The following is a 25,504-nucleotide window of genomic DNA, read 5'->3' on the forward strand; positions in this document are numbered from 1 at the left end:
GCGACGGCGGCGAACCGCTCGGCACGGGACCGCCGCGGAGTGATCTTCGTCGCTCGGACACGTCTCTTACCAGGGCATTCCGGACTAACAGCTCCAGTGCATCCGCAAGGAGGCGATGTCGTCCCACAGGCCGGCGTCGAAGTTCGCCCAGGCGCGGAACCGGCGGTGGTCCGCGCCGCTCGGCGTGGTCCCGACGAACTTGCGCCAGTCGCCCTCGACCGGGTGCTCGGTGGCCAGCGAGCCCAGGATGGTGCCGCGCGCGTCGAGCAGGTCGACGTGCCAGATCACCCAGGCGGGGCCGGGTTCGCCGGCCACGGTGCCGTCGAAGGCGGCGGTCCCGTCGGGGAAGAGCGTCCACCGGGCGCCCTCGAAGACCGTGCGGCACCCCCGCCGGAGCGGGCCCCAGGTGAAGGCCCACGGCGTCCAGCCGGCGAGCCGCTCCGCCGCGGCGTTCGCCGTCGCCACGATGACCGACGGATCCATGTCACAGCCTCTCGTCGAACTCGGCCTTGGCGAAGGACAGAGACTCCGGCGACGGCCCTGATACGCCTCAGCGGCCGGGTGTCGCGGGCAACGCGAGGGACAGGGCGAGGGTGCCGTCGAGGAACATCAGCCCGCGCTCGCCGAAACTCCGGAAAGCCTTTTCCACGGCCGAAACCGGCATCGTGAGGCCGAGTTCGCGCTGCACGGCTTGAGCGGTCCGCGGCCGGTCCACACAGGCCAGGTAGACGTCGGCGAGCGTGTCGCGGAAGGTGAACGTGCCGTGGGTCTCGGGGTGCCGGCCGTCGTAGATCTGCAGGAAACCAGGGGCGCAGCGGTACACCAGCACCGGCGGCTGCTTCGCTTCCCAGGCGGCGGTCCACGCCGACACCGCGTCCTTCAGGGGTGCGTAGACCTCGGGTGGCAGCTCGTCTTCCGGGGCGTAGTCGAAGAAGTAGGCGACCCGGACGACGTCCACAGTGGACGGATAGACGTGGCGGTAGCTGGACTCGGGCTCCCGCGCCCGCAGCGGGAACCGGTCCGGCTGGGTGAACAGCGGGCTGAACCGCTCCAGCCACAGCCGGTTCGCCCCGGACGGCGGCTGGAGGTGGACGAGGTGCGGGACGGCCGCCGTCTGTGCCGCGTACTCCTCGGCCGGCTCGCCCGGGAACCCGCACAGGATGTTCCAGGCGACCCCGATGCCGTAGTAGCGGGCCCAGCGCAGGAAGTTGACGTTCTGCGCGGCGCGGACGCCCTTGTCCATCAGCCGGAGCACCGCGGAGCTCAGCGATTCCAGGCCGGGCTGCAGCTGCGTGACGCCGGCCGCGGCGAGGAGCTTCAGCTGCGCGCGCGTGAGGTTCGCCTTGACCTCGTAGAAGATCTGGTACTCGCGGCCCGCCTCGCTGAGCGCAGGCAGCAGCTCTTTGAGGTAGCCCGGTTCGAGGATGTTGTCGACGGCGTCGAACCGGAAGGTGCGGTAGCGGCGCGCCTGCTCGTCCAGCTCGTCGAGCACCCGGGACGCCGACTTGGCCCGGAAGCGCATGGTCGTGCCGTTGAGGCCGCAGAAGGTGCAGTGGTGCTTGGCGCCCCACCAGCACCCGCGCGCCGACTCGAACGGGAGCGCGATGTGCTCGGTCGGCAGGCCGAGCCGAGCCGCCCGCTCGAAGTACTCGCCGTAGTCCGGCACGGGCAGCTCGTCGAGCCGCTCGTGCGGCGGCTCGGCGGGGGTGGCGACGACGTCGTCACCGACCCGCCGGGCGACCCCGGGGATCGCACCCGGATCGCCGCCGTTCGCCAGTGCGTCGAGCAGCCGGGGGAAGGCGACATCGCCCTCGCCGAGCACGGCGAAGTCGATGCAGCCCACGGACCGCACCAGTTCCCGGCCCATCTCCCCTTCGAAGTTGGCCCCGCCGAACACGGTGACGACGTCCGGATCGCGCTCCTTGAGCCGCCGGGCGAGCGCGAACGACGCCGCGTTCTGCTGGAACGTCGAGCTGAAGCAGACCACCGGAACACCGGCGAGTTCGTCGGCGACGGCGTCGAGGTACGCGGGAACGTCCTGCTCGCGGATCGCGAGCAGCCGCTCCGGACCGTCCAGGTAGGACAGTTCGGCGCCGAGCTCGTCGAGCAGCTTCCCGTCCGGGTCCGGCGCGGCGTCGCCGAACGCCTCGACGGAGAACAGCCAGTCCCCGATCTGCCGGCCCCGGTGATCGGCGAGCCGCCGGTAGTGGTCGAGCCCGATCCGCACGGCGAAGTCGAGGTTGGCGTGCAGGGTGCGCACGGAGAAGCCGTGCTGCCCCGCGATCGCCTTGAGCAGGCCGAGCTGAATGGACGGCCGATCGGCTTCGAGGAACGGCATGGAAACGAGCACCACCGGCGGCGCGGTCACTGTCGGCTCACTTGATCAGACTCTGTTTGATCATCCGGGGGATCACGACGGACGCCGCGCTGTCGGTCACCGACTCGGCGGCGGCAGGGTTGTACGCGAGTAGCAAGTCGGCCTGGTCCGGACTGAAACAGCCCTGGAACCCGCTCTCGAGTTCCTCTTCGGGGCTGGTCGCCATCCAGGCGAGTTTGAAGATCTGGTGCAGCAGTTCGCCCTGCTTTCCAGGCAACCCTTGCAATCGGGCGACCTCGGTGTGGAAACCTTCGAGTTCGTTCGGCTCCATCTCAGACATGGGACTCCTCCTGGGTGTTCGGCTCTTCACTGTGGGCTTGGGTCAACCTGGCCCGGACTTCGCTGGCTTCGGGATGGGCGAGCCCCGCCAGGATGTCGTGGGCCTGCTGCCAACCGGACCGTGCCGTGTCGAGGTCGCCGAGGTCGCGATGCAGGTTCGCGAGCTCGATGAGCACTCTCGCCTCGGTGACGGGGTATCCGTTGCGGTGCAGCAGATCCACGGCGGTTTCGTAACAGGTGATCGCCTGGCCGTGGTCGCCGAGCTGGTGGTGGGCATAGCCGAGGCTGTGCCAGCTCTGCGCCGCGCCCATGTGGTCGCCGAGCTGTTGCTGCAGGTCGATCGCCTGCCGGCAGTAGCCGATGGCCACCGAGTGCTCGCCCAGCAGCGCGCGGAACCAGCCGACCGCGTTGAGCGATGCGCCCTCGCCGGCGCGGTGCTCCGCCGTGCGGAACATGTCCAGGGCCTGCTCGGCGTGGGCCAGCGCATCGGCGACGGCGCCCTGCCGATCCAGCATCCAGGCGAACTGGCGGTGCGCATACGCCTGGCCGACGACATCACCGACCGCCGTGGACAGTCCCAAGGCCGCTTCGAGATCCGCTCGGGCGTCGGCGTACCGGCCGAACCACACGTGGTTGCAGCCCAGGTGCAGGTGCGCGAACGCCTGCTTCCGTTCGTCACCCAGCCGTCGTGCCGCGGCCAGGGCCGCGGTCAGGACATCACTTTCGTCGTGCCAATGGCCGCGCATTGCGAGGAATCTGCGCAGTGCCCAGGCCAGCTCCCACACCCGCGCGTCGAACGCGGCATCGACGTCGACCGCCTGCAGCAGCACCCGGTGCTCCGTCTCGAACCACGCCAGCGCCCGCCGGTGGTCGACGATCCGCTCGGCCTCCGCCCCCTCCGGCAACGGAGTCAACGCGGGCGGGACCTCCAGGCGGGGGTCGAGGAACCCGTCCGCGTGGTAAGCCGTGTGGGCGTAGTGGCCGAGCAGCCGGTGGACCGCCGACGTCCGCTCGAGGGAAGTGTCGGACTCCTGGACCAGCTCGTCGGCGTACGCGCGCAGCAGGTCGTGCATCGTGTAGCGGCCGGGTGCGTGCTCCGCGACCAGGTGCGCGTTCGCGAGCTCGGCCAGCAGCGGCCGCACCCGGGCGGCGGGCAGGCCAGCCAGGCTCGCCGCCGCGCGGGTGCCGATGTCCGGGCCGCGGTGGAGACCCAGGAACCGGAACAGCCGGGCGGCCGCGGGGTCCAGCCACCGGTACGACCAGGAGAACACCGCGCGGGGGTCGGTCGCCGGGTCGGCGCCGGCGAACTCGTCGAGGCCGCCGCGCGCGTCGCGCAGCTGGCCGGCCAGCGCGGCCAGGCTGAACGCGGGGTACGTCGCCGCGCGCGCCGCCACCACGGCCAGCGCCAGCGGGAGGTGCGCGCACAGGCCGATGATCTCCTCGGCCGCGCCCGCGTCGGCCGCCAGCCGCTCGGCGCCGATCCGGCGGCGCAGCACGGCGTGCGCCTCGGCGTCGTCGAGGAGGTCGACGACGAACGGGTGCGCTCCCTCCGTGACCAGGCCGGCGAGCTGGTCGCGGCTGGTCACCACGACCACGCAGGCCCGCGCGCCGGGCAGCAGCGGCCGCACCTGCCCGGCGTCGCGGGCGTTGTCCAGCACGATCAGGACCCGCCGGTTCGCCAGCAGCGTCCGGTACAGGCCGACCTGCGCGTCCAACGTGGACGGGATCCGCTCCGCCGGCACTTCGAGCGCTTCGAGGAACCCGCGCACCGCCGCGGCCGGCGTCATCGGCGACCCGGCGGGGTCGAAGCCGCGCAGGTTGACGTACAGCTGGCCGCCGGGGAAGTCACCGGCGACCGAGTGTGCCCAGTGGACGGCCAGCGTGGTCTTGCCGACCCCGGCGGTCCCCGAGAGGACGACGGTCCGCGCGGCCGGCGCCGGTCCGCCGGTCACCTCGCCGAGCCGGCGCAACGCGTTCTCGCGGCCCGCGAACCCCGGGGTGTCCGGCGGCAGCTGGGCCGGCGAAGACGGCGACACGACCGGCGCCACGGGAGCCGCTGGAGCCGCCGCCGGCAGCTCGCCCCGCAGGATCGCTTCGTGCAGCGCGCGCAGCTCGGGGCCCGGGTCGGTGCCGAGCGCCTCGGCGAGCCGCTGCCGCACGACGGCGTAGCGGTCGACGGCTTCGGCGTCGCGCCCGGCCTCGTGCAAGGCGCGCATGAGCAGGACTTCGAGAGGCTCCGTGAGCGGGTACTCCGCGGCGAGGTCGGCCATCGCGGCGATCACGGCGTCGGGCCGGTGCAGCCGGAGCTCGAGCTCGCCCCAGCGCACGGCCGCGTCGAGCCGTCGCCGGTGCCACGTCGCGCGGACCCCGTCGGCCCAGTCGCCCCGCAGGCCGGCCAGCGGCGCGCCCCGCCAGAGGAGCAGCGCTTCGCGCACCGCGGCGGCCCGGTTCTCCTCGGTTTCGGAGACGTCATTTCCGCGTTCGACCAAATGTGCGAACCGGTTCAGGTCAACCGCGCCGGGATCGATTTCCAGCACGTATCCCGCGTGGCGCCGGGCGACCTCGGTCTTTGTCCCGGTCAGCTCGGTGACCTCGGTGAGCAGCTGCCGAATTCGGCTCAGGTGGGAATACACCACATTGCGCGCTTCACCCGGCGGGTCGTCACCCCAGACGCGGTCGATGAGCGTCTCGATCGGCACCGGGCGTCCGGCGTCGATCACGAGCGCCGCCAGGACGGCCTGCCGCCGCGGCGTCCCGACGTCCAGCGGCTCTCCCGCGACGCGGAGCTGCACCTCCCCGAACAGCAGGAACTCCATGCGGCGGACTCCCCGTGCTCGACGCGCCCCGACCGGCCCCGTCGATGCTGCTCGCCCCGCAAGGTCTCTGCAAGGTCGGCGAGCAGGGCGTGGCGAAATCGTGAACCCGGGAACATCCCAGTCCGAGGAGGGGCCATGCACGACTCGCCGGTGACATTGCTGGAAAATGCCGCTCGAGGTGCCGAATGGGCTTGGCGGGATATCGTCGAACGATATTCTTCGCTGATCTCGTCGGTGTGCGCGCAGTACCGGATCGGCAATGCCGACACCCAGGACATCAGTGGCGCGGTGTGGCTGCGGCTGCTGGTGAACCTGCCGAAGCTCCGGGAACCCGAAGCGCTGCCCGGCTGGCTGCGCACCACGACCCGGCACGAATGCCTCCGGCTGCTGCGCCACCGCAACCGGCAGATCCCGACCGACGACCCGCTGCTCGGCGAGCTGACCGAGCCGGCGTTCGACGCCGGGCTGATCGGTGCCGAACGCCGGGCCGCCGCCCGCCGCGCGTGCGCCCGGCTGCCCGAGCGGGACCGGGAGCTGCTCGCGCTGCTGTTCTGCGACCCGCCCAAGTCCTACCAGGAGATCAGCGCGACGCTCGGCATCCCGGTCGGCTCGATCGGCCCGTCGCGGGCGCGGTGCCTGGACCGGGTGCGGCGCACGCCGGCGATCGCGGCGCTGCTGGCCGACGAGCCGCACTCCGGTGGTCATGGTCTCCGGAGCGGGCAGCGGGCCGCTTGATACACCGGAGTTCACGGGTGCTGGTTCTGGAACTGGAACTGCACGCGCACCGAGCCGTCGAGCGGGACGACGACCGTCGCGCCGCTCGCCGACCACCGGTCGGCCACCAGGAACATCCGGTCCTTGCCGTGGATCAGCAGGCGCAGGTTCCGGTAGCGGTAGTGGAAGGCCTGTCCGTCGGAGGCCGGCGGCAGCAGGGTCTCCTGGATGCCGGGGCTCCGGAGGAACAGGCTTTCCTTGGTGTCGAGGATGACGCTGGGCAGCTTGTCCAGGCGGCTCGCCTCGTACATCGCGAGCCCGCGGCCGGACCACTGCGCCACGGTCGCGGTCAGCCAGAACGCGCTGACGGCGATCGCGACGTAGCCGAGGACCGCCGAGATCCGGCGCGGCGGCGTCGGGTCCTCCAACGGGAGGGCCTGCCGCCGGACGAAAGAGCCATACCGGAACAGCGTGCCGCCGACGGCGATCAGCAGCGGGGTCACGAGCCCGTACAGCCGCCAGTCACGCAGGAACGCGTACCCGGACAGCAGCAGGAGCCCGGCGGCCAGTGCGGCCAGGCCCAGCACCTGGCCGCAGCGGCCCAGCCGGGCCGCGGCACGGGTCCGCCGCCGGACGACGGCGTGCACCGCGACCGAGCCGGCACCGACCGCGGCGAACACCAGCAGCGGCGTGAGCAACGGCTGCGGGCTGCGCATGATGTAGTCCTGCGTCCCCAGCCCGATCGTGTCGACGTCGACGCCGAAGTACTCGTACTGCGCCCGCGCGGAGACGTAACCGAAGTAGAACAACAGCGCGCTGAGCAGGGTCAGCGGCGGGATGACGGCCTTGCCCGCCTCGACGAAGCGCTCGAACCGGCCGGGCCCCTCCTCCGCCACCGGTGTCACCCGGTCGTGGCGGTGGTTTCGGGCGTCGACGGCCCGGGGAGCTCGTCCGGCTGGGTCAGGCCGATGGAGCCCGGGCGCACCCGGTCCCGCAGGTCCCGGCACGCGCTCGCCGACGCGCAGGTCGCCTTGCCGCCGATGGTCAGCCGGGCGCTGCCGCCGGTCCCGCGCGCTTTCACCGCGACCGAACAGCTGTCGCCGTTCGCGTGGAAGGTGAACGACGAGCAGGCGTCCGTCCCGCCGCAGCCGCCGCCCACGCTGAACGCACCCGCGGGCGAGAGCCGGATTCCGGTCACCTTCACGCCCTGGCCGGGCAGGTCGCCGGCCTGCAGCCAGCTGACGGTGACGCACTGCTCTTCGGCGGTCGAATCGTCGGAGCCACCACCGATCGGCAGCTGCGCGATCGAGATCGCGACACCGTCGTCGGCGGATCTCGCGGTCTGCGGGCCGGTCGGCTCGGTGCCCGGAGCCGGCATCGACGACTCCGTGGTGGTGGAGCCGGTGTCGCCGGGAACGGCCGGGTCGGCGCAGCCGGCGGCGAGCACGGCGACAAGGACGAGACTGCTGGTGCGGAACAAGGTCATCGCGGTACCTCCTCGGCGTTCAGAGCCGCGGGAGAGCACGGTGATACGCCGTCCGGTCCGAGAACGCGGGTTCGCGTCGTGAACCAGACGGCCAGGGCGCCGAAAGCCAGCGCCGCGCCTAGGATCGCCGAGCCCGCCCAGCCCGCCGCGGCGAACACCGTCGTGGTCGCCGTGGCTCCGAACGCCGAGCCCAGCGAGTAGAACACCATGTACGCGCCGATCGTCGTACTGGTGCGGCGGGCGGACGCGGTCGTCAGGATGTGCTGGTTGCCCACGTGCACGACCTGGACCGCGAAGTCCAGCACCAGCACGCCGGCAGCCAAGAACACCAGCGACCAGCCCAGCTGCCCGATCAGCGCCCACGACCCGAGCAGCAGTGCCAGCGCGATGCCGGTGGCCCGCCGCTGATGACCGGCGTCGCCCCAGCGGCCGGATCCCGCCGCCCCCAGGGCGCCCGCGAGGCCGGCGATGCCGAACAGCCCGATCTGCGTCTCGCTCAGGTGCCACGGCTCGCCGCCCAGCGGGAGCGCCAGGCCGCTCCACAGCGTGCCAAAGGACGCGAACAGGAAGAACGTGATCAGGCCGCGGCCGAGCACCAGCGGCCGGGCGAACATCCCGGCGAACGACCGGAGGATCTGCCCGTACGGCTCGGTGCCGGTCCGGACGTCGGCCGGCAGCGCGACGAGACACAGCACGCACAGCACCGAAGCCAGCGCGGCCAAGGCGAAGTAGCTGCCGCGCCAGCCCCACAGGTCCGACAGCGCGCCCGTGCCGGCCCGGGCGCCGAGGATGCCGATCACCACGCCGGACGTCACGATGCCGAGGTCGCGTCCCCTTTCGGGAGGCGGCGAGAGCGACGCCGTGTACGCGACCGTCGTCTGCACCACCACAGCGAACACCCCCGCGACCGCGAGGCCGCCGAACGCGATCCCGGCGGTCGGCGCGGCCGCCGTCACCGCCAGGCCCGCCGCCACCAGACCCAGGTGCGCGGCGATCAGCCGGCGGCGGTCGAGCCGGTCGCCCAGCGGCACCAGCAGCACCAGCCCGGCCAGGTAACCCAGCTGGCCCACTGCCACGAACCACCCGACGGACTCGCGGGGAACCCCCAGCTCGTCGCCCATCGGGCCGAGGACCGGCTGGCCAGCGTAGACACCGGCGACCGCGACCCCGCACACGACCGCCAGCAGCAGTCTCGTCCCGCGTCCCACCACACCTCCCCGATTGGTTGCGATTTGCAACTCTTCGGAGAGTAGGTCAGAATGGTTTCATTACGCAACTCAGTGGAGCAGCAATGTGGACGGACCCGACCTGCCCGGTCGCGCGGACGGTGGACCTGATCGGCGATCGGTGGAGCCTGCTGATCGTCCGGGACGCGATGGACGGCGCCCGCTCGTTCACCGACTTCCAGCAGCGCACGGGCATCGCCCGCAACATCCTCGCCGACCGGCTACGCAAACTGGTCGCCCACGGCCTCGTCGAGCAAGTCGAGGCACCGTCCGGGAAACGCCTCCAGTACGCGCTCACCGCGGCCGGCAAGGATCTCTTCGCCGTGATCGTCACCCTGCGGCAATGGGGTGAGCGGCACGCCTTCGACGACGGCGAGCCGCATTCGGTCCTGGTCGACGAGCACGGCGCCGTCGTCCCGCCGGTGGTTCCCACGGGCCCGGACGGCTCACCCCTGACCAGCGAGACGACCTCAGTGCGGAAGTGAGCCGAAGCGCTTACCCAGCCACTCGGTGATCTCGGCGGCGGCCAGCTCGTTGCCCGTGGGCTCGCCCTCGGCGATGGCGCCGCCGAAGTGGAGGCCGCGGACCGTCGCCGTCGTCAGGTCCGAAGCGCCGAGGGCGTTGATCATGCGCCGGGAGTCCGCCGGGAACGCCGCCTGGTCGCCGGCCAGCTCGATGAACAGCGTCGGGACCGTGACACCCGGTGCGCAGCGGACGAAGTCGGCGCGGGAGCTCAGGCCGGACCACGTCGACAGCCACGCTTCGGGCGTGGCGAGCCGGCCGAAGCCGACCAGGCCGTAGTCGATCAGGTCGGGGCGTTTGCCGAACAACGAGCCGTACGGGCGCTCGCTGGGGTCCAGCGTGAGGTCGACCGTGCGCGGGTCGGCGTCGGTGCGGAACACCGTGATGACCCGCGGTGCCAGCGCACGGCGGCGGTCTTCGGCCCGGCCGCCGGCCTTGAACGCCGTGCGCGCGGCCGCGGTGCCGGCAAGGTACGAGCGGGCGACCGCGTCGATGCGGGCGACCCGGTCGCGTTGCGCCGCGCGGTAGCGATCGAGGAATTCCGTGCTGTAGGAAGATTTTCCGGGCGGCTCGGCGAAGCCGTTGGCCGGGGAGAACGGGTCGAGCTCCGGGACGACGGACAGCGGGTCCGTCTCGTCGGCCACCGACGGGTCGATGCAGGCGAGCAGCAGCTTCCCCTGACCGGGGTGCGGCGCCAGGAAGACGACGCCGTCCGGCACCGGCATCTCCGCTTCGGCCAGCCGGGTCGGCCGTCCGCCCGGAGTCGTCGCGACGCGATCGGAAGAGGCGGCCTGCTCGCAGTAGTACGCGAAGAGCGTGCCGCCGCCCGAATGACCCAGCAGCACCCGCGAGTCGAAACCCCGCTGCAGCAAGAAGACCTGGCCGGCGGCGACGTCGTGCAGTGCCTGCTCGTGGACCAGGTTGAGGTCGTTGTTCACCGAGCGGGTGTGCTGGGTCCACACCGCGACGCCGGCCCGCAGCAGCAGGGGGACGAGCGGGTGGTGCGTCAGGTCCTGACGCGGGTGCATCAGGGTCACGACCGTCCGCGCACCGGCCACAGTGGACAGTATGCCGCGCACGGTCGCGCCGTCGGCGGTGGTCAGTTCGTGCAGCGTGGACGCCGGCCGCTCCCCCGCCGCGAGGTACCGGCCGGCGCCGAGCCGCTCGCTCACACCGGCTCCACGCGCAGCGCGTTCTTGTCGTGCTGGGTGATCCGGCTGTCGCGGGCCACCCCGGCGATGCACGAGTACCAGACCGCGTGGCGGCAGCCGGTCGCGCGCCGGTCGACGACGATCGGACCCGGTGCGCTGATCTCGAAGTACGGCCCGATCCGGCCGACCGTGACGGCGGGGTCCTCGTCGGCGATCTTGGCCACCGCCGTGTTCTCCGGGACGTCGAGGACGTACAACGTCGTCATCGCGCGGGCTCCCAGTCCGCCGCCCGCTCGACGATCAGCTCAGCCTTGCGCGCCAGCAGCTTCCCGAACGTCGGCTCCGGCTCGCCGACGACGTCGAGCAGCGCGTCGATGGTCAGGTTCGCGTCCAGGTCCTCCTGGGGCGTCACCGGCCGCATCGCGCGGGTGATCTCGAACATGTAGCCGTTCGGGTCGTGGGTGTAGATCGACTCGATGGTCTCGTGCTGGATCTGCATCTCGACCGGCCACGCGCTCGCGTCGAGCCGGCGCCGGTACTCCAGCAGGTCCGCCTCGTCGTTCACGTGGATCGCCAGGTGCCGCGACCGCACGAAGTACTCCGGGACGTCGGCCCCGAACCGCGCGTAGACGTCGCCTTGGACGCCGGGGGCGCCGCCGACCGCCGGCTCGGTGCCGAAGTAGTAGAAGAACGCGATCCGGTCGTCGTTGCCGATGTCGAAGAAGAAGTGGATGAAGTCGGGGTGGTCCTCCGGGCCCCAGCCCGCCGCGCAGATCGAGTGCACGACCGGGAACCCGAGCACGTCCCGGTAGAAGCGCACCGTGGCGGCGGGGTCGAAGGTGGGGAACGCGACGTGGTCGACGCCCCGCACCCGGTGGTCCAGCTCGGTCATGACTGCCTCCCGCGTGGTCTCGTGAAGTTCACGGTACGCGCGAGTCAACGGTCGAGTCAATATTCTGACGCCTGTGCTGAATACCACTCAGACGTCGAGGATGTGCAGGCGTCACGATGCCTACTCGTGTTCGCTGCCAGGATGACGACCGCCGAACGCGTACCGTCCACGCTGGACTTCCCCACCGCCTTCTGCGCGTCGCCGAGATCGAGGCGGGCAACGCGGCCAAATCCGTTCTGCACCACCTGCGGCTGCCGGCGCTGGCGTATCCACCCGAGGCGATGACCGACACCGGCCTCGATCCGGACGGATGGCCGGGCCTGTCGACCTTCCCCGTAGCCCGGTCTCTGCTGGAAGCCGCAGCGCTGTCGAGCTGGTCGCTGACACCGGACAAAGTCGAGCGGCTTCGCCGATGCGCCCAGCTTCAGATTTGGTCGGCGAACGAGGGCCGCAAGAACGACGTCGGCCTTGTTCAAGGGGAAGCACGCTCAGTGGAAGTGGTCCGCAAGAACGTCGAAGCCGCCGGTTTCGAGGTCCGGGAGTTCGGCCGCCACCAGGACCTCGGCGTAGTCGTGAACGGCGACGTGAAAGCCTTCTACATCTCTGGCGTGATCTCCGCCGACCGGTCAGTGGCAACCTTCTACGGCCGCGACCGGCAAGCTTTCGACAGGCCCTGTCAGCAGGTGGAGACCAGGCTCAAGAGCATGATCCCGATTACCCGGAACGCCCTCGGCCGGCCCGACGGCGATCCCACCCAGCGCTGAACCGGACCCGCGCTCAGGCCCGGCAGCCGTTCGAGAACGGCACGGTGTCAGACGTCGAGGATGCGCTCCAGGTGGTCGAGGTCCTGACGCAGCATCTTCAACGCCGCAGCGGGGCCTTCGCCGTCGAGAACGTGCTGGTCAGCCCGCTGCAAGGCGCCCACGGCCATGTCCGCGAGCTGCTCGACGACCGCGTCGGCCGTATCCCGCCCGCCGGGGTGGAACCACCACGCCACCCAGTTGCACATGCCGAGGACGCCCAGCGCCGCGACGCGGCCGTCGACCGGCCGGAACCGGCCCGCGCGCACGCCCTCGTCGATGACCCCGGCGATCGTCTTGAGCACCGCACGGCGGCCCTCGTCGTAGGCCTCGGTCAGCGCGGCGGGCAGCTCGGCCTCCGACCGGATGAGCAGCCGGAACCGCTCGGGCTGCCGGACGCGGCGGCCGACGATGATCTCCACGATGCCGCGCAGCTTCGCCACCGGGTCGAGGTCGCGCGCCACCAGCTCGGTCAGCTCCTCCAAAGGCCCGTTGGTGACCTCGGTGACGAGCTTGGCCAGCAGCTCTTCCTTGCTTTTGACGTAGTAGTAGAGCGCCGGCCGCGTGATCCCCAAAGCGTCCGCGATGTCCTGCAGGCTCGTGCCGGCGAAGCCGCGCTCGGCGAAGAGCCGGGTGGCGTGCTCGTAGAGCTCGTTCTCCACCAGTTCCCGCCGCGCGGTGGTCCCCTTTTCGCGGGACCCGCCCCGCGGTGTGCTGCCGCTCATCCCTGTGATGGTAGAGGTCCCGCGAGCAGCCGACCGGCTCCCGGCAGCCGCGGCGCGAGGTTCAAGCCCCGCAGGAGCGCGTACGCGCCGGCGGTGGCGGCCGACAGCACCGGCAGCCCGAACTCGGTTTCCGCGGGCTCGACCAGGTCCAGCGAGGGCATCTGGACGCAGGCGGAGATGACCAGCGCGTCGGCCTCGGCCAGGTCCAGCCCCCGCGCGGCGGCGAGGACCCGGTCGCCGGGGATGCACCCGACTTCGGCGTTGTCCGCGACTTCGAGCGCGACCCAGTCCACGACGTCGAAGCCTTCGGCTCGCAGATAGGCCACCACTTCTTCGGCCAGCGGCCGCAGGTACGGCGTCACGAGGGCGATGCGCCGGGCGCCGAGCGCGCGCAGCCCTTCGACGAGCGCTCCGGCACTCGACAGCACGGCCGGGTGCGCGTCACGGGCCGCGAGCTGCCCGGTGACGGCCTTCTCGGTGCGCTCGTGCTCGCCCGGGCCTTGTGCCATCACCGCGACGAGACACGCGTAGAGCAGCGCGTCGACACCCGCGTCGGCCAGCTCGTCGACGCAGCGTTCGCGCTGGGCGTTCATCGCACGCAGCTCCTCCGGCGACACCTGGTGCATGCGCATCCGGCTGCTGTGGAAGGAAAACGCGGCGGGGTGACGCGCGAGCAGCGCCGGGATCTCCGTCTCGACGGTGACGTTCGAGCTGGGGACGACCAAGCCGATGCGGTGCGGGGTCACGGGGTTTCTCCTTGTTCGGTGGCGAGCTTCGCGGCGATCTCCGCCTGCAGCCGCTTCTTGTCCAGTTTTCCGACGAGGGTGCGCGGGATTTCGGCGACGACTTCGACGCGTTCGGGCCACTTGAACTTCGCCACGCCCTGCTCGGCGAAGTGCCGCCGGACTTCGGGCAGGTCCAGCGGCCCGCCGGTGACGAACGCGCAGGTGCGCTCGCCCAGCCGCGGGTCGGGCATGGCCACCACGGCGGCCGCGGTGACGAGCGGGTGGCGCAGCAGGAGCAGCTCGACCTCTTCGGCGTTGATCTTCTCGCCGCCGCGGTTGATGACGTCCTTGATCCGGCCCTCGATCGAGACGTACCGCACGCCGTCGAAGACGCGCACCGCGGCGAGGTCGCCGGTGCGGTAGAAGCCGTCGGCGGTGAACGCGCGCGCGTTGTGCTCCTCGGCGTCGAAGTAGCCGCGCAGCGTGTACGGGCCGCGGCAGCAGAGTTCGCCGATCTCGCCGTCCGGGACTTCTTCGTCCGTCCCGGGTTCGAGGACGCGCACTTCGTCCATTTCGGACAGTGGCGTACCGACGGTCGTGGCCCGCGCGGCCCGGGGTGCGCCCGGCCGCGTCGTCAAGAACAGGCCCTCCCCCATGCCGAACAGCTGCGCCGACCACAGCCCGCGCCGCTCGAGGTCGTCGAACAGCGCGGGCGGGACCTTGCTGCCCGACAGGACGACCTGGGTCAGCGCGGCCGCCGCGGCGGCGAACTCCGGGTGCCCGACGGCCCGGAAGTGGCCGTGCCCCAGCAAGACGTGCGTGGCCGCCTCGCGCGCCAGCAACGGAAGCGACGCGTCCAGGTCGGCGGTGCCGAGGATCAGCGAAGCGCCGACGCTGTGCGAGGCGTGCAGCGCGCAGACGATCCCGGCGTTGTGCACGATCGGGATCAGGTGGGCGACGCGGGTTTCCGGGGTCCAGCCCCAGGATTGCGCGTAGGCGAGGGCGTTGTACCAGTACTCGGCGTGCAGCCGCGGGATCACCTTGGGCACACCGGTGGTGCCGCCGGAGAGCTGGAACACCGCGACGTCGTCCGGGCCGATGCCCGCCTGGATCTCCTCGACGGTCTTGCGCGCGGCCCCCGCGTCGACGTCCTGCCCGAGCCGGGAGACGGCGGTGCCGCGCGGATCATCGCCGAGCACCAGGACGTGCCGCAGGGTCGGGTGGTCGCGACCTTGCTCGAGCGCGAAGCCGACGAGGTCGAACCCGCCGGTCTCGACGAGGTGCGCGACCGCGCCCACCCGGCGGCTGATCTCGCCGATCTCGTGCCCGCGGTGGGCCGCCAGGGTGCACACCGGCACCAGGCCCGCCTTCAGCACGCCGTACCAGGCGAGCACCGTGGCCAGCCGGTTGCCGACCTGGAGGAGCACGGGGTCGCCGGGTTCGAGGCCGAGCCCGGCGAGCCCCGCGGCCAGCAGGTCGGTGCGCTCGTCCAGCTCGCGGTAGGTGACGCGGCCGTCGAGCGCGACGACGGCGTCGCGGTCCGGGTGGGCCAGCGCGATCCGGTGCAGCTGGTCGGCGATCGTGCGGGTGCCCCACAGGCCGCCGTCGCGGTAGACGCGCACGGCGTCCGCCGGGTACGCGACGACCTTGTCACCCCAGCTCATACCGTCTCCTCGATCAGGTCGGTGCGGGCGCTGACCAGGCCGGCGGCCAGGTCGTCCCGCAACGCCGCCGGTCCTTCCACCAGCACGATCCCACCGGCTTCGAGCCGGACGCGCTCGGCGAGGTCCAGCCGGGTGAGCAGGGCGCCGCGATCACCCGGTCCGGTGAACCGGAATCCCGTCGCGCCGCGCTCCCGGGCTTCCCGAGCGCGCGCCACCACGGCGTCACCGGCGGGATCCCACGGGTCGGTGACGACGTCGTCGACCGTGACGAGACCGTCGGGCGGGGCCGGCGGCTGGTCGAGCACCCAGTCGACGAGCCCGTCCGCCGGGGGTGCCGTCCCGGCGTACTGGGTCAGCGCCGCGGCGACGAGGTCCGGGCTGGTGGCCGCGAAGCGGTCGAGGGGGACGTTCCCGGCGCGGGTCATGTAGGCGACCATCAGCCGTTCCACCGGCAGGTCCAGCCGGGACGGGAACGACTCCCACCACAGGCGGCTCCGGCGGGCCAGTTCCTGCAGCCGTTCGACGGCCGGCCGCCGGTCCGCCTCGTACCGGGCGAAGGCTTCGGCGGTGTCGTCCGCGTCCCGAAGGGCGTCGACCAGGCCGATCGCGTCCTCCATGGCCAGTTTCGTGCCGGAGCCGATGGAGAAGTGCGCGGTGTGCGCGGCGTCGCCCAGCAGGACGGTGTTCCCCGCCGACCACCGGGCACAGTGGACGGTCCGGAACCGCAGCCAGCGCGTGCGGTTGCCGATCAGCCGGTGCCCCCGCAGCGGCTCGGCGAACGCGTCTTGCAGGTAGCGCAGGGAGACCTCGTCGGAATCCCCGTCGTCGACGACGTGGTCAAAACGGGCTCGCCGCCAGGTGGCCTCGTCGGTCTCGATGAGGAACGTGCTGTTACCCGTGCCGTACGGGTAGGCGTGCGTGACGAAGACGCCGTGCTCGGTCCGCACCGGCTCGAACAGGGCGTCGTCCAGCGCGAAGTCGGCTCCGCACCACAGGTACAGGCCCCGCCCGGTGCCGATCCGCGCCCCGAAGTCCCCCTGCTCGCGGGTCACGCTGCCGACGCCGTCGGCGGCGACCACCAGGTCGGCGTCGAGGTCCGCGGCCGACCGGCGGGTCCCGAAGTTCAGCTCGACCCCGGCCTTCTCCGCGTGGCGCTGCAGGATGGCCAGGAGCTCGGTGCGGGCGACGCCGACCAGGCGGTCGTTGCGGACCCGGGCGACCCGGCCGCCGACGCGCAGGGTCATGTCGTGCCGGCAGCCCGCGGCGACCAGGTCGCGCAGCGTGTCGGGGTCGGCGGCGGCCAGCTTGCGCTGGGTGCCGGCGGCCAGCCCGACGCCGAACCCGAAGGTCGTGTCCGGCTCCCCCTGCTCGTGCACGGCGACTTCGCAGGACGGAAACGCGAGCTTGAGCAGTCGCGCGGCGTAGAGCCCCCCGGGCCCTCCACCCAGCACCGCGACTCGACGTGGCTGCATCCCGACCTCCTTGTTTGACGATTACGTCGACTATTTGACGTCAAGGACCATAGCTCGTCAAGAGGGTTGACTCTTGTCATATGCGTTGAATAGTCTACGCCTCAGTTAGCAGATCTTCTCCGCGCAAAGGAGCGTGAGTCATGGCCTATGTCATCGGCGTGGACGTGGGCGGCACGTTCACCGACGCCGTTCTCGACGACGACGCCGGGACCGTGCTCGCCGCGAAGTCCCCCTCGACCCCGCCCGACTACTCCCAGGGCGTGCTCGACGTGCTCGGGCTGCTGGCCGAGCAGCTCGGCCGGTCGCTGCCGGAGATGCTGGCCGACACCCACCACATCGCCCACGGGACGACGTCGTCGCTCAACGCGCTGGTGACCGGGAATGTGCCGCCGGTCGGCTTCCTCACCACGAAGGGCCACCGCGACTCGATCTTCATCATGAACGTCGAGGGCCGCTACCTGGGACGCTCGCCGCACGAGCTGCAGAACGTGCTGCGGCAGAAGAAGGACCACGGCCTGCTGCCGAAGCGGCTCGCCCTCGAAGTGACCGAGCGGATCGACCGCGACGGCGCGGTCGTCGTCCGGCTCGACGAGGACGAAACCCGCGCGAAGATCCGCGAGCTGCTGGCCACCGGCGTCCGCGCGATCGCCGTCTCGCTGCTGTGGTCGTTCCGCAACCCGGCGCACGAACAGCGGATCCGCGAGCTGATCGCCGAGGAGGACCCGGACGTCTTCGTCGCGCTGTCGTCCGAAGTGAGCCCGCGCATCCGCGAGTTCGCCCGCAACGCCACCACGATCATGAGCACGCAGATCGGCCCCGGCCTGCGCGACTACCTCACCACGCTCGAAGACACGCTGCGCGAGAACCGGCTTTCCGGGCCGCTGCTGGTGATGCAGAGCAACGGCGGCGCGGTGGCCGCCCAGGAGGCGCCGGCCGCGGCGATCAGCACCGTCGGGTCCGTCCTCACCGGCGGCGTGATCGGCTCGGTCGCACTGGGCCGCCAGCTCGGCCACCGGAACATCATCTCGACCGACGTCGGCGGCACGACGTTCCTGGCCGGCCTGGTGGTCGACGGCGAACCGGTGCGCGACACCACGACCGTCATCAACCACCACCCGATCAACGTCCCCACCCTGCGGGTCGACGCGATCGGCTCCGGCGGCGGCGCGATCGCCTGGCTCGACGCCGGCGGCAACCTGCGGATCGGCCCGCACAGCGCCCAGGCCGTGCCCGGTCCCGCGTGCTACGGCAACGGCGGCACCGAGCCGACCAACACCGACGCCAACCTGGTGCTCGGCATCCTGCCCGAGCGCGGGCTGCTCGGCGGCCGCAAGCCGCTGTCGCTGGAACTGGCGCGCGAAGCGATCGACACGCACATCGCCAAGCCGCTCGGCCTCACCGTCGAGGAGGCCGCGGCCGCGATCTACACCGTGCAGAACGCGCAGACCGGCGACCTGCTGCGCAAGACCGTCGTCGAAGCCGGGCACGACCCGCGCGGGTTCGTGCTCTACGCGTTCGGCGGCGCCGGCCCGGCGCACTGCGCGGGCTACGCGGCCGAAGTCGGGTGCACCGAGGTCGTCGTCCCGCTCGGGCCGGTCGCGTCGGCGTTCTCCGCGTTCGGGCTCGCGTCGTCGGACATCGTGCTGGCGGCCGAGCTGTCCGACCCGCTGAACGTCCCCTTCGACCCACAGCGGGCCGAACGCAACTTCACCCGACTGGAACAGCGGGTCCGCGAAGGCCTCGACCGGCAGGGCCTGAAGTTCGAAAAGGTCGAGCTGTACCGGGAAATCGACATGCGGTACTCGATGCAGCTGGCCGAGGTCACGACGCCCGTCGTCGAGGGACCGCTGGACATGGCGGCGATCGAGGAAGCCGCCACCGGGTTCGAAGAGCGGTACGCCACGCTGTACGGCAAGGACGCCGGGTTCCGCGAAGCCGGGATCCAGGCCATCACGTTCCGGGTCCGCGGGGTCGGCGTCCTGCCGTTCAGCCCGCGGCTGCCCGACGTGCCGGCCGCGGACTCGGCCGCCGCGCCGGCCGGCACCCGGCCCGTGTGCCTCGACGCCGCCTCGGGCTACGTCGACACCGCCGTCTACGACTACCGCGAGCTGCGCAGCGGCCACGTGCTGACCGGCCCGGCCATCGTCGAGGTCCCGACGACGACGGTCGTGGTCCCCGCCGGCTCCACCGGAACCGTCGACCACCTCGGCAACCTCACGATCAGGAGCGCCGCATGAGCATGCCCATCCCGGGTTCGGAGCAGTTCTCCAGCCGTCCCGTCGACCTCGGCGAGCTGCGGCGCTCGCTGCCGTCCTCTTTGGACGTCCACAGTGTCACCCAGGACCAGGTCGACGCCCTCGACCCGCTGACCTACGAGGTCATCCGGCACCGGCTGTGGTCGGTCACCGACGAGATGGGCGAGGCACTCAAGCGCATGTCCGGCTCGCCGATCGTCACCGACGCCAACGACTTCGACTTCGCCATCTCCGACGAGCTCGGCCAGGAGGTGCAGGTCGGCCTCTACAACACGATGCTCGTCGGCGCGGTCGACCTCGCCATCTACTGGACGCTGCGCAACCGCGCCGCGAACCCCGGCATCGAAGCCGGCGACATGTTCCTGTGCAACGACCCGTGGGTCGGCGGCGGGCTGCACCAGAACGACGTCATCGTCTACCAGCCGGTGTTCCACGACGGCAAGCTGTTCGCCTGGACCAGCGCCATCGCCCACCAGCCGGACCTCGGCGGCGTCGGGCTCGGCTCCTTCTCCCCCGCCGCCGAGGACGTCTTCTCCGAGTCCCTGCCGACGCCGCCGGTGAAGGTGGTCCGCGACGGCCGGCTGCAGCGCGACGTCGCCGACCTGTGGGTGCGCCGCTCGCGCGTCCCGATGCTCGTCGGGCTCGACCTGCGCGCGAAGATCGGCGCGAACAACGTCGGCGCCGAACGCCTGCACGCGCTGATCGAGCAGTACGGCCCCGACACCGTCAAGGCCGTCATGAAGCGGATGATGTCCGACGCCGAAAGCCGGTTGCGGGACAAGCTTTCCGCGCTCCCGGACGGCAGCTGGTCGGCGACCGGCTACCAGGACCAGTCGCACGAGGGCGACCGCGGCCTGCACAAGATCACGGTCAAGACCACCAAGACCGGCGACCACCTCACGTTCGACTTCACCGGCACCGACCCGCAGGCCGGCGTCATCAACTGCACGTACGCCGGCATGCGCGGCGGTGTGATGCTCGCGCTGCTGCCGATCCTGGCCGGCGACATCCCGTGGTCGGCGGGCGGGCTGATGCGCTGCTTCGACCTCGTGACCGAGGAAGGGACGCTCAACAACGCGACGTTCCCGGCGGCGGTCGGCCGCGGCCCGATCGGCCCGGCCTGGCTCACCGGCAACCTCATCGCCGAGTGCCTCGCGCAGATGCTCGACCGCGATCTCGAGCTCGGCAAGAGCGTCCAGGCGACGTGCTGCGGCACCTGGGACACGGCCGTGATCGCGGGGCTGGACGAACGCGGCGAGGCGCCCGCGCCGTTCCTCAGCATCATCATGGAGCCGATGGCCGGCGGCTACGGCGCGCGCCCGGACGCCGACGGCATCGACACCGGCGGCCTGTTCTGCATCCCGATGGGCCGCGTTCCCGACGTCGAGATGACCGAGTTCCTCTACCCCGTACTGACGTTGTGGCGGCGCGAGGTCCCCGACTCCGGCGGGCCGGGACGGCACCGCGGCGGGCTCGGCGCGTCGATCGCGATGACCCCGCACGGCACGAGCGTCCCGATGGGACTCGTGCTGGCGTCGGCGGGCAAGGCGATCGCGCAGAACGGTGGGCTCGCCGGCGGGCACCCGGGCAACAGCGGCCTGGACGTCGTGGCGAGGCAAAGCCCGGTCGCTTCCCTGCTGGCGTCCGGCCGGATTCCGTCCACTATGGACGAGCTCGGCGACGCGCTGGAGCCGGGGCAGAACTACGCGTCGAGCTACCTCGCGCCCGGGGAGGTGTTCGCGATGACGTGGCAGGGTGGCGGCGGCTACGGCGACCCGTTGCTGCGCGACCCCGCCGCCGTGGCCCGCGACCTGCGTGAAGCCAAGATCACCCCGTCGGCGGCCACCGACGTCTACGGCGTCGTCGTCCGCGACGGCGTGGTGGACGCGGCCGCGACCGAAGCCGAACGTGCGCGGCAGCGTTCAGTACGGCACTCACGCTCGGCGTTGTCAGGGCCATCCCTCGGCAAGACGAGCCTGTCCGGCGCCCGCCGGCTCGACGACAACCTGGTCGAGCCCGCGGACGGCGGTCTCGCCTGCGGCCACTGCGGCGAGCACCTCCGCACGGCGGACGGCGAGCCGGCGGTGGCGGTGTACGAGGGACCGCCCACGGAGGCGGGCCCCCAGATCATCGCGACGGCGGCCGACTACGTGGACGCGGCGGTGGTGTTCCGGCAGTACTGCTGCCCGTCCTGCTGGACGGCGGTGTACTCGGGCGTCGTCCCGGCGGACCACCCGAACTCCCTGCGGGCCCTCGGTCACCTCGTCGGGTGATCACCCGCGCAGGGCGGGCCCGATCCAGCGGCGGACGAGGGCCCGGATCCCGTCGTCGGTGAGCGGTGGGGTCGAGGGGTACTGCAGGAAGGACAGGAACAGGCGCATCAGGAGCTCCGCGAGGCCCTGGAGGTCGTCGTCGGTGGTGACGCCGACGGCGGCCCAGTCCACCGGGACGTTGCGGAGAATCCTCGCGCCGTAGGAGAAAGCCAGCGGCGAGATGACGCCGACCGTGAAGAAGTCGGCTTCGCCCGCCTGCAGGAGCAGGCCCAGGTGCGGTTCGCCGGGCAACGTCCGGGCCGCGAACACCACGGACTCCACCGCGACCTCGGTGGCGCTGCCGAACGTCGCGAGGTGGCGTTCCATCCGCCCGGCGAACTCTTCGACGCCGGCCAGGGCGACCGCGCGCAGGATGTCGTTCAGGCTCGGGAAGTAGCGGTAGACGGTCTGCCGCGTCACCCCGGCCTCGGCGGCGACGTCGGACAGGCTGGTCTTCGCGAGCCCGGCCCGGTCGAGGCACGCCGTCGCCGCGTCGACGATCCGGCGGCGGGCCTCGTCTTCCGTGCCGGGCGGGTTGCCCCGCCATCCGTGGTGCCCCATGCGCCCCATCTTCCCCGACCGGGCCGGCTCAGACCGGAGCAGGTGCCCGCGCCTTCCGGTACAGCGCGACGAGCACCAGGCCGGCCGCGGCGAAGCAGGCGAGCGTGTAAGGCACGCTCCCGGGCGGGCCGTCGCCGTCCGCGGCGAGCCAGAACACCGCCAGCGCCCCCAGGTAGCCGGCCGGGTAGATCCGCGCGAAGGCCGACGGCGGCGGCCGGTCCGCCCGGTTCGTCCCGATGATCCACGCGCCCGCCACCCAGACCAGGGCCAGTTCGACGCCGAGGATCCACGCTTGGACGGCGGTGTTGCCGTCGAAGAGGCTCGACGGGATGCCGGCGACCGCCATCGCCGGCGGGGTGAGCACCCCGGCGACCAGCGTCCGCCAGGTCAGCGACCACCCGCGGCGCGGACCGTGCGCGAGCCGCACCACCAGGTAGGTCAGCGCCCCGAACGAGACGGACGCGAACAGCAGCATGCTCGTCATCGGCACCGACGCCAGCGCCGGGTGGTTGACGATCCGGTTGCCCGGGTTCCACGCCCACCACGTCAGCCGCGGGCCGAGCTGGTCGAAGACCTCGTAGAACACCTGGCAGACGAAGGCGACGGCCACCGAACCGGCGAACGGGCCCCTCCCCCGGAAGATCCCGAGCGACCGCACGACCTCGTAGGCGAGCTGGCTGAACGCCGGGTAGAACGCCACGATGTAGAGCGGCAGCCGATCCGCCATGAACTGCACCGTGAACTGGTTGTGGGCGAAGATGAACCCGTAGACGCGGTCGAGCCCGAACCACTCCGGGAAGTACAGCGGCGGCTCGGTGACGAAGAGGTAGACCAGCGACGCCCACCACAGCGCCAGGTTGACCGGATCGCCCGCGCGGTACCGCTTCACGGCGTGCACCAGCGCGAAGACGGCCCCGCCGACGATGAGCAGTTCGAGCAGCGGCATGGTCCAGTGCGCGAGCGTCCAGGGGAAGCGCACCGAGACGACCGGGGCGACGTCGTGGCAGTCGAAGCCGAGCCCGCGGGTGAGAGCGTCGGCCTCCGGCCCGCACGCCACGCTCATCGCGCGGTCGCCGTCGAATAGTCCGTGGCGGGCGGTTCGGCCTGGGCGTCGAACCCGAAGGGCACCCGGTGCCGGCCGAGCGCCGCGCGGACGCGGTAGCGCACGATCCCCGCGATGACCCGGGGGTTGCGCAGCATGTCGCCCAGCGACTCGTCGAGGTTGAACACCTTGGCGAAGTGCTCGTCGACGACCTCGTCCTCCCGGGCGGCCCCGACGATGAGGCTGAACGCGGGTGCGGAGACGGCCGCGAGGAGCCGGCGTTTCCACTCGCGCGGCTTCTCGGTGCCTTCCGCGCACTCGTAGCCCTGGTCGCGGGCCATCGCCAGGCTCCACGGCACGGCGAGCAGCTTGCGTTGCGCGGCAAGGAACTTCGCGGAGAACCGCGCGTCGAGCTGCTTCGCGCGGGCGAGGTGGTCGCGCAGCAGCAGGGCCGAACCGGCCGCGGAGCTGATGCCCTGGGCGTAGAACGGGTTGAACGCGCAGATCGCGTCGCCGACGAAGACCAGCCGCTCCGGCGGGGTGCGCAGGCGGTCGTAGCGGCGCCACTTGTTGCCGGTCGAGCGGGTCAGGTGGACTTCCGAGGTGGGTTCGCAGTGGTCCATCGCGGCCGCGAACATCGGCGTCCGGACGCGGCGGGCCGTCTCGACGAACGCGTCGGTCGTGCGCGGCATCTCCAGGCCCCACGAACCCATGCAGGCGATGACCCGGTTGCCCTCGACCGGGAAGAAGTTGACCAGGTAGTCGTGTTCGTCGGGGTGCTCGCCCTTGTCCGGCGTCGGCATGATCACCAGGTGCCGCCACCACCAGGTCGCCGGCCGCGACGCGGGAAGGTCGTACCAGCGCGAGGTGTAGGTGACCTTGGCGTCGAGCGTCTTGACCTCGGGCTCGGGCCAGCCCGCCGCCACCAGCCAGCCGCCGACGGACGAGCCGCGGCCCATCGCGTCCACGACGAGGTCGGCGTCGACGTGCCCGCCCTGGGTGTCGACGCCGGTGATCGCGCCGTCCCGCGTGGTCAGGCCGCTGACGGCGGTGCCTTCACGGATGACGACGTTCGGCAGCTCGCGCACCTTGTCGCGCAGGACGCGCTCGATGAGGATCCGCGAGCTGTAGATCATCGTCATCGCGCTGCGCTTGCGGGCCGACCAGCCTTCGCCGTCGAGGTAGGCGGCGTCCATGGACGGCATCAGGTGCAGCCCGCCGGCGGCGAGGAGGTCGTCCTCGAAGCCGTCGAACAGCGCCCCGATCGCGCGCCGGCCGGAGTTGAGGAGGAAGTGCGGGTGCTTGCTCTGCGGAACGCCCCGCCGGTGCTCGGCCTCGGCGGGGAGCTCGTCGCGTTCCAGCACGACGACCTGGTCGAAGTACCGGGCGAGCGCACCGGCGGAACACAGGCCGGCGGCGCTGCCCCCGAGGACGACGGCGGTCTTGCCGAGCCGCATGCGGATCAACTCCCCACGTCGAATCATACAAAGTGACGACGAATGTATGAATGAGTGGGCGCGAGTGTCAAGGCTCCGATCGGGCGCCGACTAGGGAGCGGGCGAGCTCACGCGCAGCACGGTGCCGTCGGGATCGAGCAGGCGCATCTCGTACATCCCCCACGGCCGGACGAACGGCGGCTCGGCGAAGTCCACCCCACGCCCGCGCCACTCCCGGAACAGCCGGTCGACCTGCGCCGCCGAATGGACGTCGAGGTGCAGGCGGGTCGAGTGCGGGCCGGGGACCTGGGTCAGCATGAGCTGGACGGCGTCGCGCCCGACCAGCGCCGTTCCGGGCTCGTGCGGCTCGTCGTCGGTCAGGAACCGGCCTTGCCGGTCGGACCAGCGCCAGCCGATCCGGAACCCCAGCGAGCCGGCGTAGAAGTCGAGCGTCGCGGCGAGGTCGTTGACCAGGAGGTTGGGCCGGCAGGCGAAGATGGCCGGCGCGGTGGCCGGCCGGTGCTCCGCCAGCAGGCCGAACAGGAGGTCGTCGGTCCACTCCCCCTTGAGCCAGGTGTGCCGGCGGCGATGGCCCTCCAGGCCGAACCCCAGCCGCTCCAGCAGCCGCGCCGACGCGGTGTTCCGCGCGTCGCACTCCGCGGACACCCGGCGCACGCCGGCGGCGAACACCCGGTCCAGGACGCACCGCACGGCCTCGGCCGCGTAGCCGTTGCCCTGGTGCGCCCGGGCGATCGTGAAGCCCACCTCGGCTTGCATCCGGTTGCCGTCGAGGCAGATCCCGACGTCACCGATCAGGACGCCGTCGCACTCGACGGCGTACTGGAACCACCCGGGCGTGCCCTCTCGGGCGGCCGCGAACTCGGTGACGAGCCGCCGGGCGGCCTTTTCCGGCACCGGCGCGTCCCACCCCTGGTAGCGGGCCACCTCGGGATCGGAGCGGTAGGCGGCGAACGCGGCCACGTCCCCCGCGGCGAACCGCCGCACGACCAGCCGCTCGGTCCGAACCGGCAGTTCGCTCATGACCCCAG

At 71.9% G+C, this 25,504-nt stretch carries 23 protein-coding genes; 5 read left to right on the forward strand and 18 right to left on the reverse strand.

Going from position 1 to position 25,504, the window contains the following annotated elements; genetic code table 11:
* Positions 1–84 precede the first annotated feature (84 nt).
* From ACZ7PG_RS02795 to ACZ7PG_RS02810, 4 genes are all read right to left on the reverse strand, one after another.
* Positions 85–483: a DUF6294 family protein gene (locus tag ACZ7PG_RS02795; protein WP_470237366.1), complete on the reverse strand. Its 399-nt coding sequence runs from the start codon at positions 481–483 to the stop codon at positions 85–87.
* Between the two features lie 67 nt (positions 484–550).
* Positions 551–2,368: a RiPP maturation radical SAM C-methyltransferase gene (locus ACZ7PG_RS02800; RefSeq protein WP_470237367.1), complete on the reverse strand. Its 1,818-nt coding sequence runs from the start codon at positions 2,366–2,368 to the stop codon at positions 551–553.
* Positions 2,369–2,375: 7 nt separating this feature from the next.
* The gene (locus ACZ7PG_RS02805; RefSeq protein ID WP_470237368.1) at positions 2,376–2,657 is read right to left on the reverse strand and encodes a hypothetical protein; all 282 of its coding nucleotides are present in this window, start codon (positions 2,655–2,657) and stop codon (positions 2,376–2,378) included.
* On the reverse strand, positions 2,650–5,472 hold the full coding sequence (locus ACZ7PG_RS02810; RefSeq protein ID WP_470237369.1) for an AfsR/SARP family transcriptional regulator: 2,823 nt from the start codon (positions 5,470–5,472) through the stop codon (positions 2,650–2,652). The genes ACZ7PG_RS02805 and ACZ7PG_RS02810 overlap by 8 nt, the downstream gene beginning before the upstream one ends.
* 135 nt (positions 5,473–5,607) lie before the next feature.
* On the opposite strand from ACZ7PG_RS02810, the gene ACZ7PG_RS02815 reads away from it, so the two are divergent.
* Complete coding sequence (locus ACZ7PG_RS02815) at positions 5,608–6,207, forward strand: RNA polymerase sigma factor (protein WP_470237370.1); 600 nt, start codon at positions 5,608–5,610, stop codon at positions 6,205–6,207.
* A gap of 11 nt (positions 6,208–6,218) precedes the next feature.
* Here the strand turns inward: ACZ7PG_RS02815 and ACZ7PG_RS02820 are convergent, their stop codons facing one another.
* The 3 genes from ACZ7PG_RS02820 to ACZ7PG_RS02830 are packed head-to-tail and all read right to left on the reverse strand — an operon-like array spanning position 6,219 to position 8,880.
* Positions 6,219–7,082, reverse strand: a complete 864-nt coding sequence (locus tag ACZ7PG_RS02820; RefSeq protein WP_470237371.1) for a hypothetical protein — start codon at positions 7,080–7,082, stop codon at positions 6,219–6,221.
* 5 nt (positions 7,083–7,087) lie between these two features.
* The gene (locus ACZ7PG_RS02825) at positions 7,088–7,672 is read right to left on the reverse strand and encodes a hypothetical protein (RefSeq protein WP_470237372.1); all 585 of its coding nucleotides are present in this window, start codon (positions 7,670–7,672) and stop codon (positions 7,088–7,090) included.
* The gene (locus ACZ7PG_RS02830) at positions 7,669–8,880 is read right to left on the reverse strand and encodes an MFS transporter (RefSeq protein ID WP_470237373.1); all 1,212 of its coding nucleotides are present in this window, start codon (positions 8,878–8,880) and stop codon (positions 7,669–7,671) included. Before ACZ7PG_RS02830 ends, ACZ7PG_RS02825 begins: the two co-directional genes overlap by 4 nt.
* A gap of 83 nt (positions 8,881–8,963) precedes the next feature.
* On the opposite strand from ACZ7PG_RS02830, the gene ACZ7PG_RS02835 reads away from it, so the two are divergent.
* On the forward strand, positions 8,964–9,383 hold the full coding sequence (locus ACZ7PG_RS02835; protein ID WP_470237374.1) for a winged helix-turn-helix transcriptional regulator: 420 nt from the start codon (positions 8,964–8,966) through the stop codon (positions 9,381–9,383).
* On the opposite strand, the gene ACZ7PG_RS02840 is transcribed toward ACZ7PG_RS02835, so the two are convergent.
* Genes ACZ7PG_RS02840 through ACZ7PG_RS02850 form a run of 3 tightly spaced genes read right to left on the reverse strand, consistent with a single transcriptional unit; the run spans position 9,369 to position 11,463 of the window.
* Complete coding sequence (locus tag ACZ7PG_RS02840; RefSeq protein WP_470237375.1) at positions 9,369–10,592, reverse strand: alpha/beta hydrolase; 1,224 nt, start codon at positions 10,590–10,592, stop codon at positions 9,369–9,371. The genes ACZ7PG_RS02835 and ACZ7PG_RS02840 overlap by 15 nt on opposite strands.
* Positions 10,589–10,837 carry a hypothetical protein gene (locus tag ACZ7PG_RS02845; protein WP_470237376.1) on the reverse strand — a complete coding sequence of 83 codons (249 nt, stop codon included), beginning with the start codon at positions 10,835–10,837 and terminating at the stop codon, positions 10,589–10,591. Before ACZ7PG_RS02845 ends, ACZ7PG_RS02840 begins: the two co-directional genes overlap by 4 nt.
* Complete coding sequence (locus tag ACZ7PG_RS02850) at positions 10,834–11,463, reverse strand: VOC family protein (protein WP_470237377.1); 630 nt, start codon at positions 11,461–11,463, stop codon at positions 10,834–10,836. The genes ACZ7PG_RS02845 and ACZ7PG_RS02850 overlap by 4 nt, the downstream gene beginning before the upstream one ends.
* 116 nt (positions 11,464–11,579) lie before the next feature.
* On the opposite strand from ACZ7PG_RS02850, the gene ACZ7PG_RS02855 reads away from it, so the two are divergent.
* Complete coding sequence (locus tag ACZ7PG_RS02855; protein WP_470237378.1) at positions 11,580–12,227, forward strand: hypothetical protein; 648 nt, start codon at positions 11,580–11,582, stop codon at positions 12,225–12,227.
* 47 nt (positions 12,228–12,274) lie between these two features.
* On the opposite strand, the gene ACZ7PG_RS02860 is transcribed toward ACZ7PG_RS02855, so the two are convergent.
* From ACZ7PG_RS02860 to ACZ7PG_RS02875, 4 genes are read right to left on the reverse strand one after another with little or no spacing between them, the layout of a single operon-like run.
* Positions 12,275–12,988, reverse strand: coding sequence for a TetR/AcrR family transcriptional regulator (locus ACZ7PG_RS02860; protein ID WP_470237379.1), 714 nt, complete (start codon positions 12,986–12,988; stop codon positions 12,275–12,277).
* Positions 12,985–13,734, reverse strand: coding sequence for a maleate cis-trans isomerase family protein (locus ACZ7PG_RS02865; RefSeq protein ID WP_470237380.1), 750 nt, complete (start codon positions 13,732–13,734; stop codon positions 12,985–12,987). Before ACZ7PG_RS02865 ends, ACZ7PG_RS02860 begins: the two co-directional genes overlap by 4 nt.
* A complete protein-coding gene (locus ACZ7PG_RS02870; protein ID WP_470237381.1) occupies positions 13,731–15,377 on the reverse strand; it encodes a (2,3-dihydroxybenzoyl)adenylate synthase in 1,647 nt (548 codons plus the stop codon). Before ACZ7PG_RS02870 ends, ACZ7PG_RS02865 begins: the two co-directional genes overlap by 4 nt.
* Positions 15,374–16,849: an FAD-dependent monooxygenase gene (locus tag ACZ7PG_RS02875; protein WP_470237382.1), complete on the reverse strand. Its 1,476-nt coding sequence runs from the start codon at positions 16,847–16,849 to the stop codon at positions 15,374–15,376. The genes ACZ7PG_RS02870 and ACZ7PG_RS02875 overlap by 4 nt, the downstream gene beginning before the upstream one ends.
* A 140-nt stretch (positions 16,850–16,989) precedes the next feature.
* Here ACZ7PG_RS02875 and ACZ7PG_RS02880 point away from each other — a divergent pair, with 140 nt between their 5' ends.
* Positions 16,990–19,086 (forward strand): hydantoinase/oxoprolinase family protein, encoded by a 2,097-nt coding sequence (locus ACZ7PG_RS02880; RefSeq protein ID WP_470237383.1) that lies wholly within the window; start codon positions 16,990–16,992, stop codon positions 19,084–19,086.
* Positions 19,083–21,377: a hydantoinase B/oxoprolinase family protein gene (locus tag ACZ7PG_RS02885; protein WP_470237384.1), complete on the forward strand. Its 2,295-nt coding sequence runs from the start codon at positions 19,083–19,085 to the stop codon at positions 21,375–21,377. Before ACZ7PG_RS02880 ends, ACZ7PG_RS02885 begins: the two co-directional genes overlap by 4 nt.
* Here ACZ7PG_RS02885 and ACZ7PG_RS02890 read toward each other — a convergent pair whose 3' ends face one another.
* The 4 genes from ACZ7PG_RS02890 to ACZ7PG_RS02905 form a co-directional block, all read right to left on the reverse strand.
* On the reverse strand, positions 21,378–21,977 hold the full coding sequence (locus tag ACZ7PG_RS02890; RefSeq protein ID WP_470237385.1) for a TetR/AcrR family transcriptional regulator: 600 nt from the start codon (positions 21,975–21,977) through the stop codon (positions 21,378–21,380).
* Between the two features lie 28 nt (positions 21,978–22,005).
* A complete protein-coding gene (locus ACZ7PG_RS02895) occupies positions 22,006–23,040 on the reverse strand; it encodes a hypothetical protein (RefSeq protein ID WP_470237386.1) in 1,035 nt (344 codons plus the stop codon).
* Positions 23,037–24,476, reverse strand: coding sequence for an FAD-dependent oxidoreductase (locus ACZ7PG_RS02900; RefSeq protein ID WP_470237387.1), 1,440 nt, complete (start codon positions 24,474–24,476; stop codon positions 23,037–23,039). Before ACZ7PG_RS02900 ends, ACZ7PG_RS02895 begins: the two co-directional genes overlap by 4 nt.
* Positions 24,477–24,566: 90 nt before the next feature.
* Positions 24,567–25,496, reverse strand: coding sequence for a GNAT family N-acetyltransferase (locus tag ACZ7PG_RS02905; RefSeq protein WP_470237388.1), 930 nt, complete (start codon positions 25,494–25,496; stop codon positions 24,567–24,569).
* Positions 25,497–25,504 lie beyond the last annotated feature (8 nt).

It is taken from the genome of Amycolatopsis sp. NPDC114504 (assembly GCF_055633595.1).

Excerpts from the sequence above, each read along its gene's own strand:
- ACZ7PG_RS02795 (WP_470237366.1), bottom strand. The coding sequence starts at position 483 with ATGGATCCGTCGGTCATCGTGGCGACGGCGAACGCCGCGGCGGAGCGG.
- ACZ7PG_RS02805 (WP_470237368.1), bottom strand. The coding sequence starts at position 2,657 with ATGTCTGAGATGGAGCCGAACGAACTCGAAGGTTTCCACACCGAGGTC.
- ACZ7PG_RS02810 (WP_470237369.1), bottom strand. The coding sequence starts at position 5,472 with ATGGAGTTCCTGCTGTTCGGGGAGGTGCAGCTCCGCGTCGCGGGAGAG.
- ACZ7PG_RS02815 (WP_470237370.1), top strand. The coding sequence starts at position 5,608 with ATGCACGACTCGCCGGTGACATTGCTGGAAAATGCCGCTCGAGGTGCC.
- ACZ7PG_RS02825 (WP_470237372.1), bottom strand. The coding sequence starts at position 7,672 with ATGACCTTGTTCCGCACCAGCAGTCTCGTCCTTGTCGCCGTGCTCGCC.
- ACZ7PG_RS02835 (WP_470237374.1), top strand. The coding sequence starts at position 8,964 with ATGTGGACGGACCCGACCTGCCCGGTCGCGCGGACGGTGGACCTGATC.
- ACZ7PG_RS02845 (WP_470237376.1), bottom strand. The coding sequence starts at position 10,837 with ATGACGACGTTGTACGTCCTCGACGTCCCGGAGAACACGGCGGTGGCC.
- ACZ7PG_RS02850 (WP_470237377.1), bottom strand. The coding sequence starts at position 11,463 with ATGACCGAGCTGGACCACCGGGTGCGGGGCGTCGACCACGTCGCGTTC.
- ACZ7PG_RS02855 (WP_470237378.1), top strand. The coding sequence starts at position 11,580 with ATGCCTACTCGTGTTCGCTGCCAGGATGACGACCGCCGAACGCGTACC.
- ACZ7PG_RS02860 (WP_470237379.1), bottom strand. The coding sequence starts at position 12,988 with ATGAGCGGCAGCACACCGCGGGGCGGGTCCCGCGAAAAGGGGACCACC.
- ACZ7PG_RS02870 (WP_470237381.1), bottom strand. The coding sequence starts at position 15,377 with ATGAGCTGGGGTGACAAGGTCGTCGCGTACCCGGCGGACGCCGTGCGC.
- ACZ7PG_RS02875 (WP_470237382.1), bottom strand. The coding sequence starts at position 16,849 with ATGCAGCCACGTCGAGTCGCGGTGCTGGGTGGAGGGCCCGGGGGGCTC.
- ACZ7PG_RS02880 (WP_470237383.1), top strand. The coding sequence starts at position 16,990 with ATGGCCTATGTCATCGGCGTGGACGTGGGCGGCACGTTCACCGACGCC.
- ACZ7PG_RS02885 (WP_470237384.1), top strand. The coding sequence starts at position 19,083 with ATGAGCATGCCCATCCCGGGTTCGGAGCAGTTCTCCAGCCGTCCCGTC.
- ACZ7PG_RS02890 (WP_470237385.1), bottom strand. The coding sequence starts at position 21,977 with ATGGGGCACCACGGATGGCGGGGCAACCCGCCCGGCACGGAAGACGAG.
- ACZ7PG_RS02895 (WP_470237386.1), bottom strand. The coding sequence starts at position 23,040 with ATGAGCGTGGCGTGCGGGCCGGAGGCCGACGCTCTCACCCGCGGGCTC.
- ACZ7PG_RS02900 (WP_470237387.1), bottom strand. The coding sequence starts at position 24,476 with ATGCGGCTCGGCAAGACCGCCGTCGTCCTCGGGGGCAGCGCCGCCGGC.
- ACZ7PG_RS02905 (WP_470237388.1), bottom strand. The coding sequence starts at position 25,496 with ATGAGCGAACTGCCGGTTCGGACCGAGCGGCTGGTCGTGCGGCGGTTC.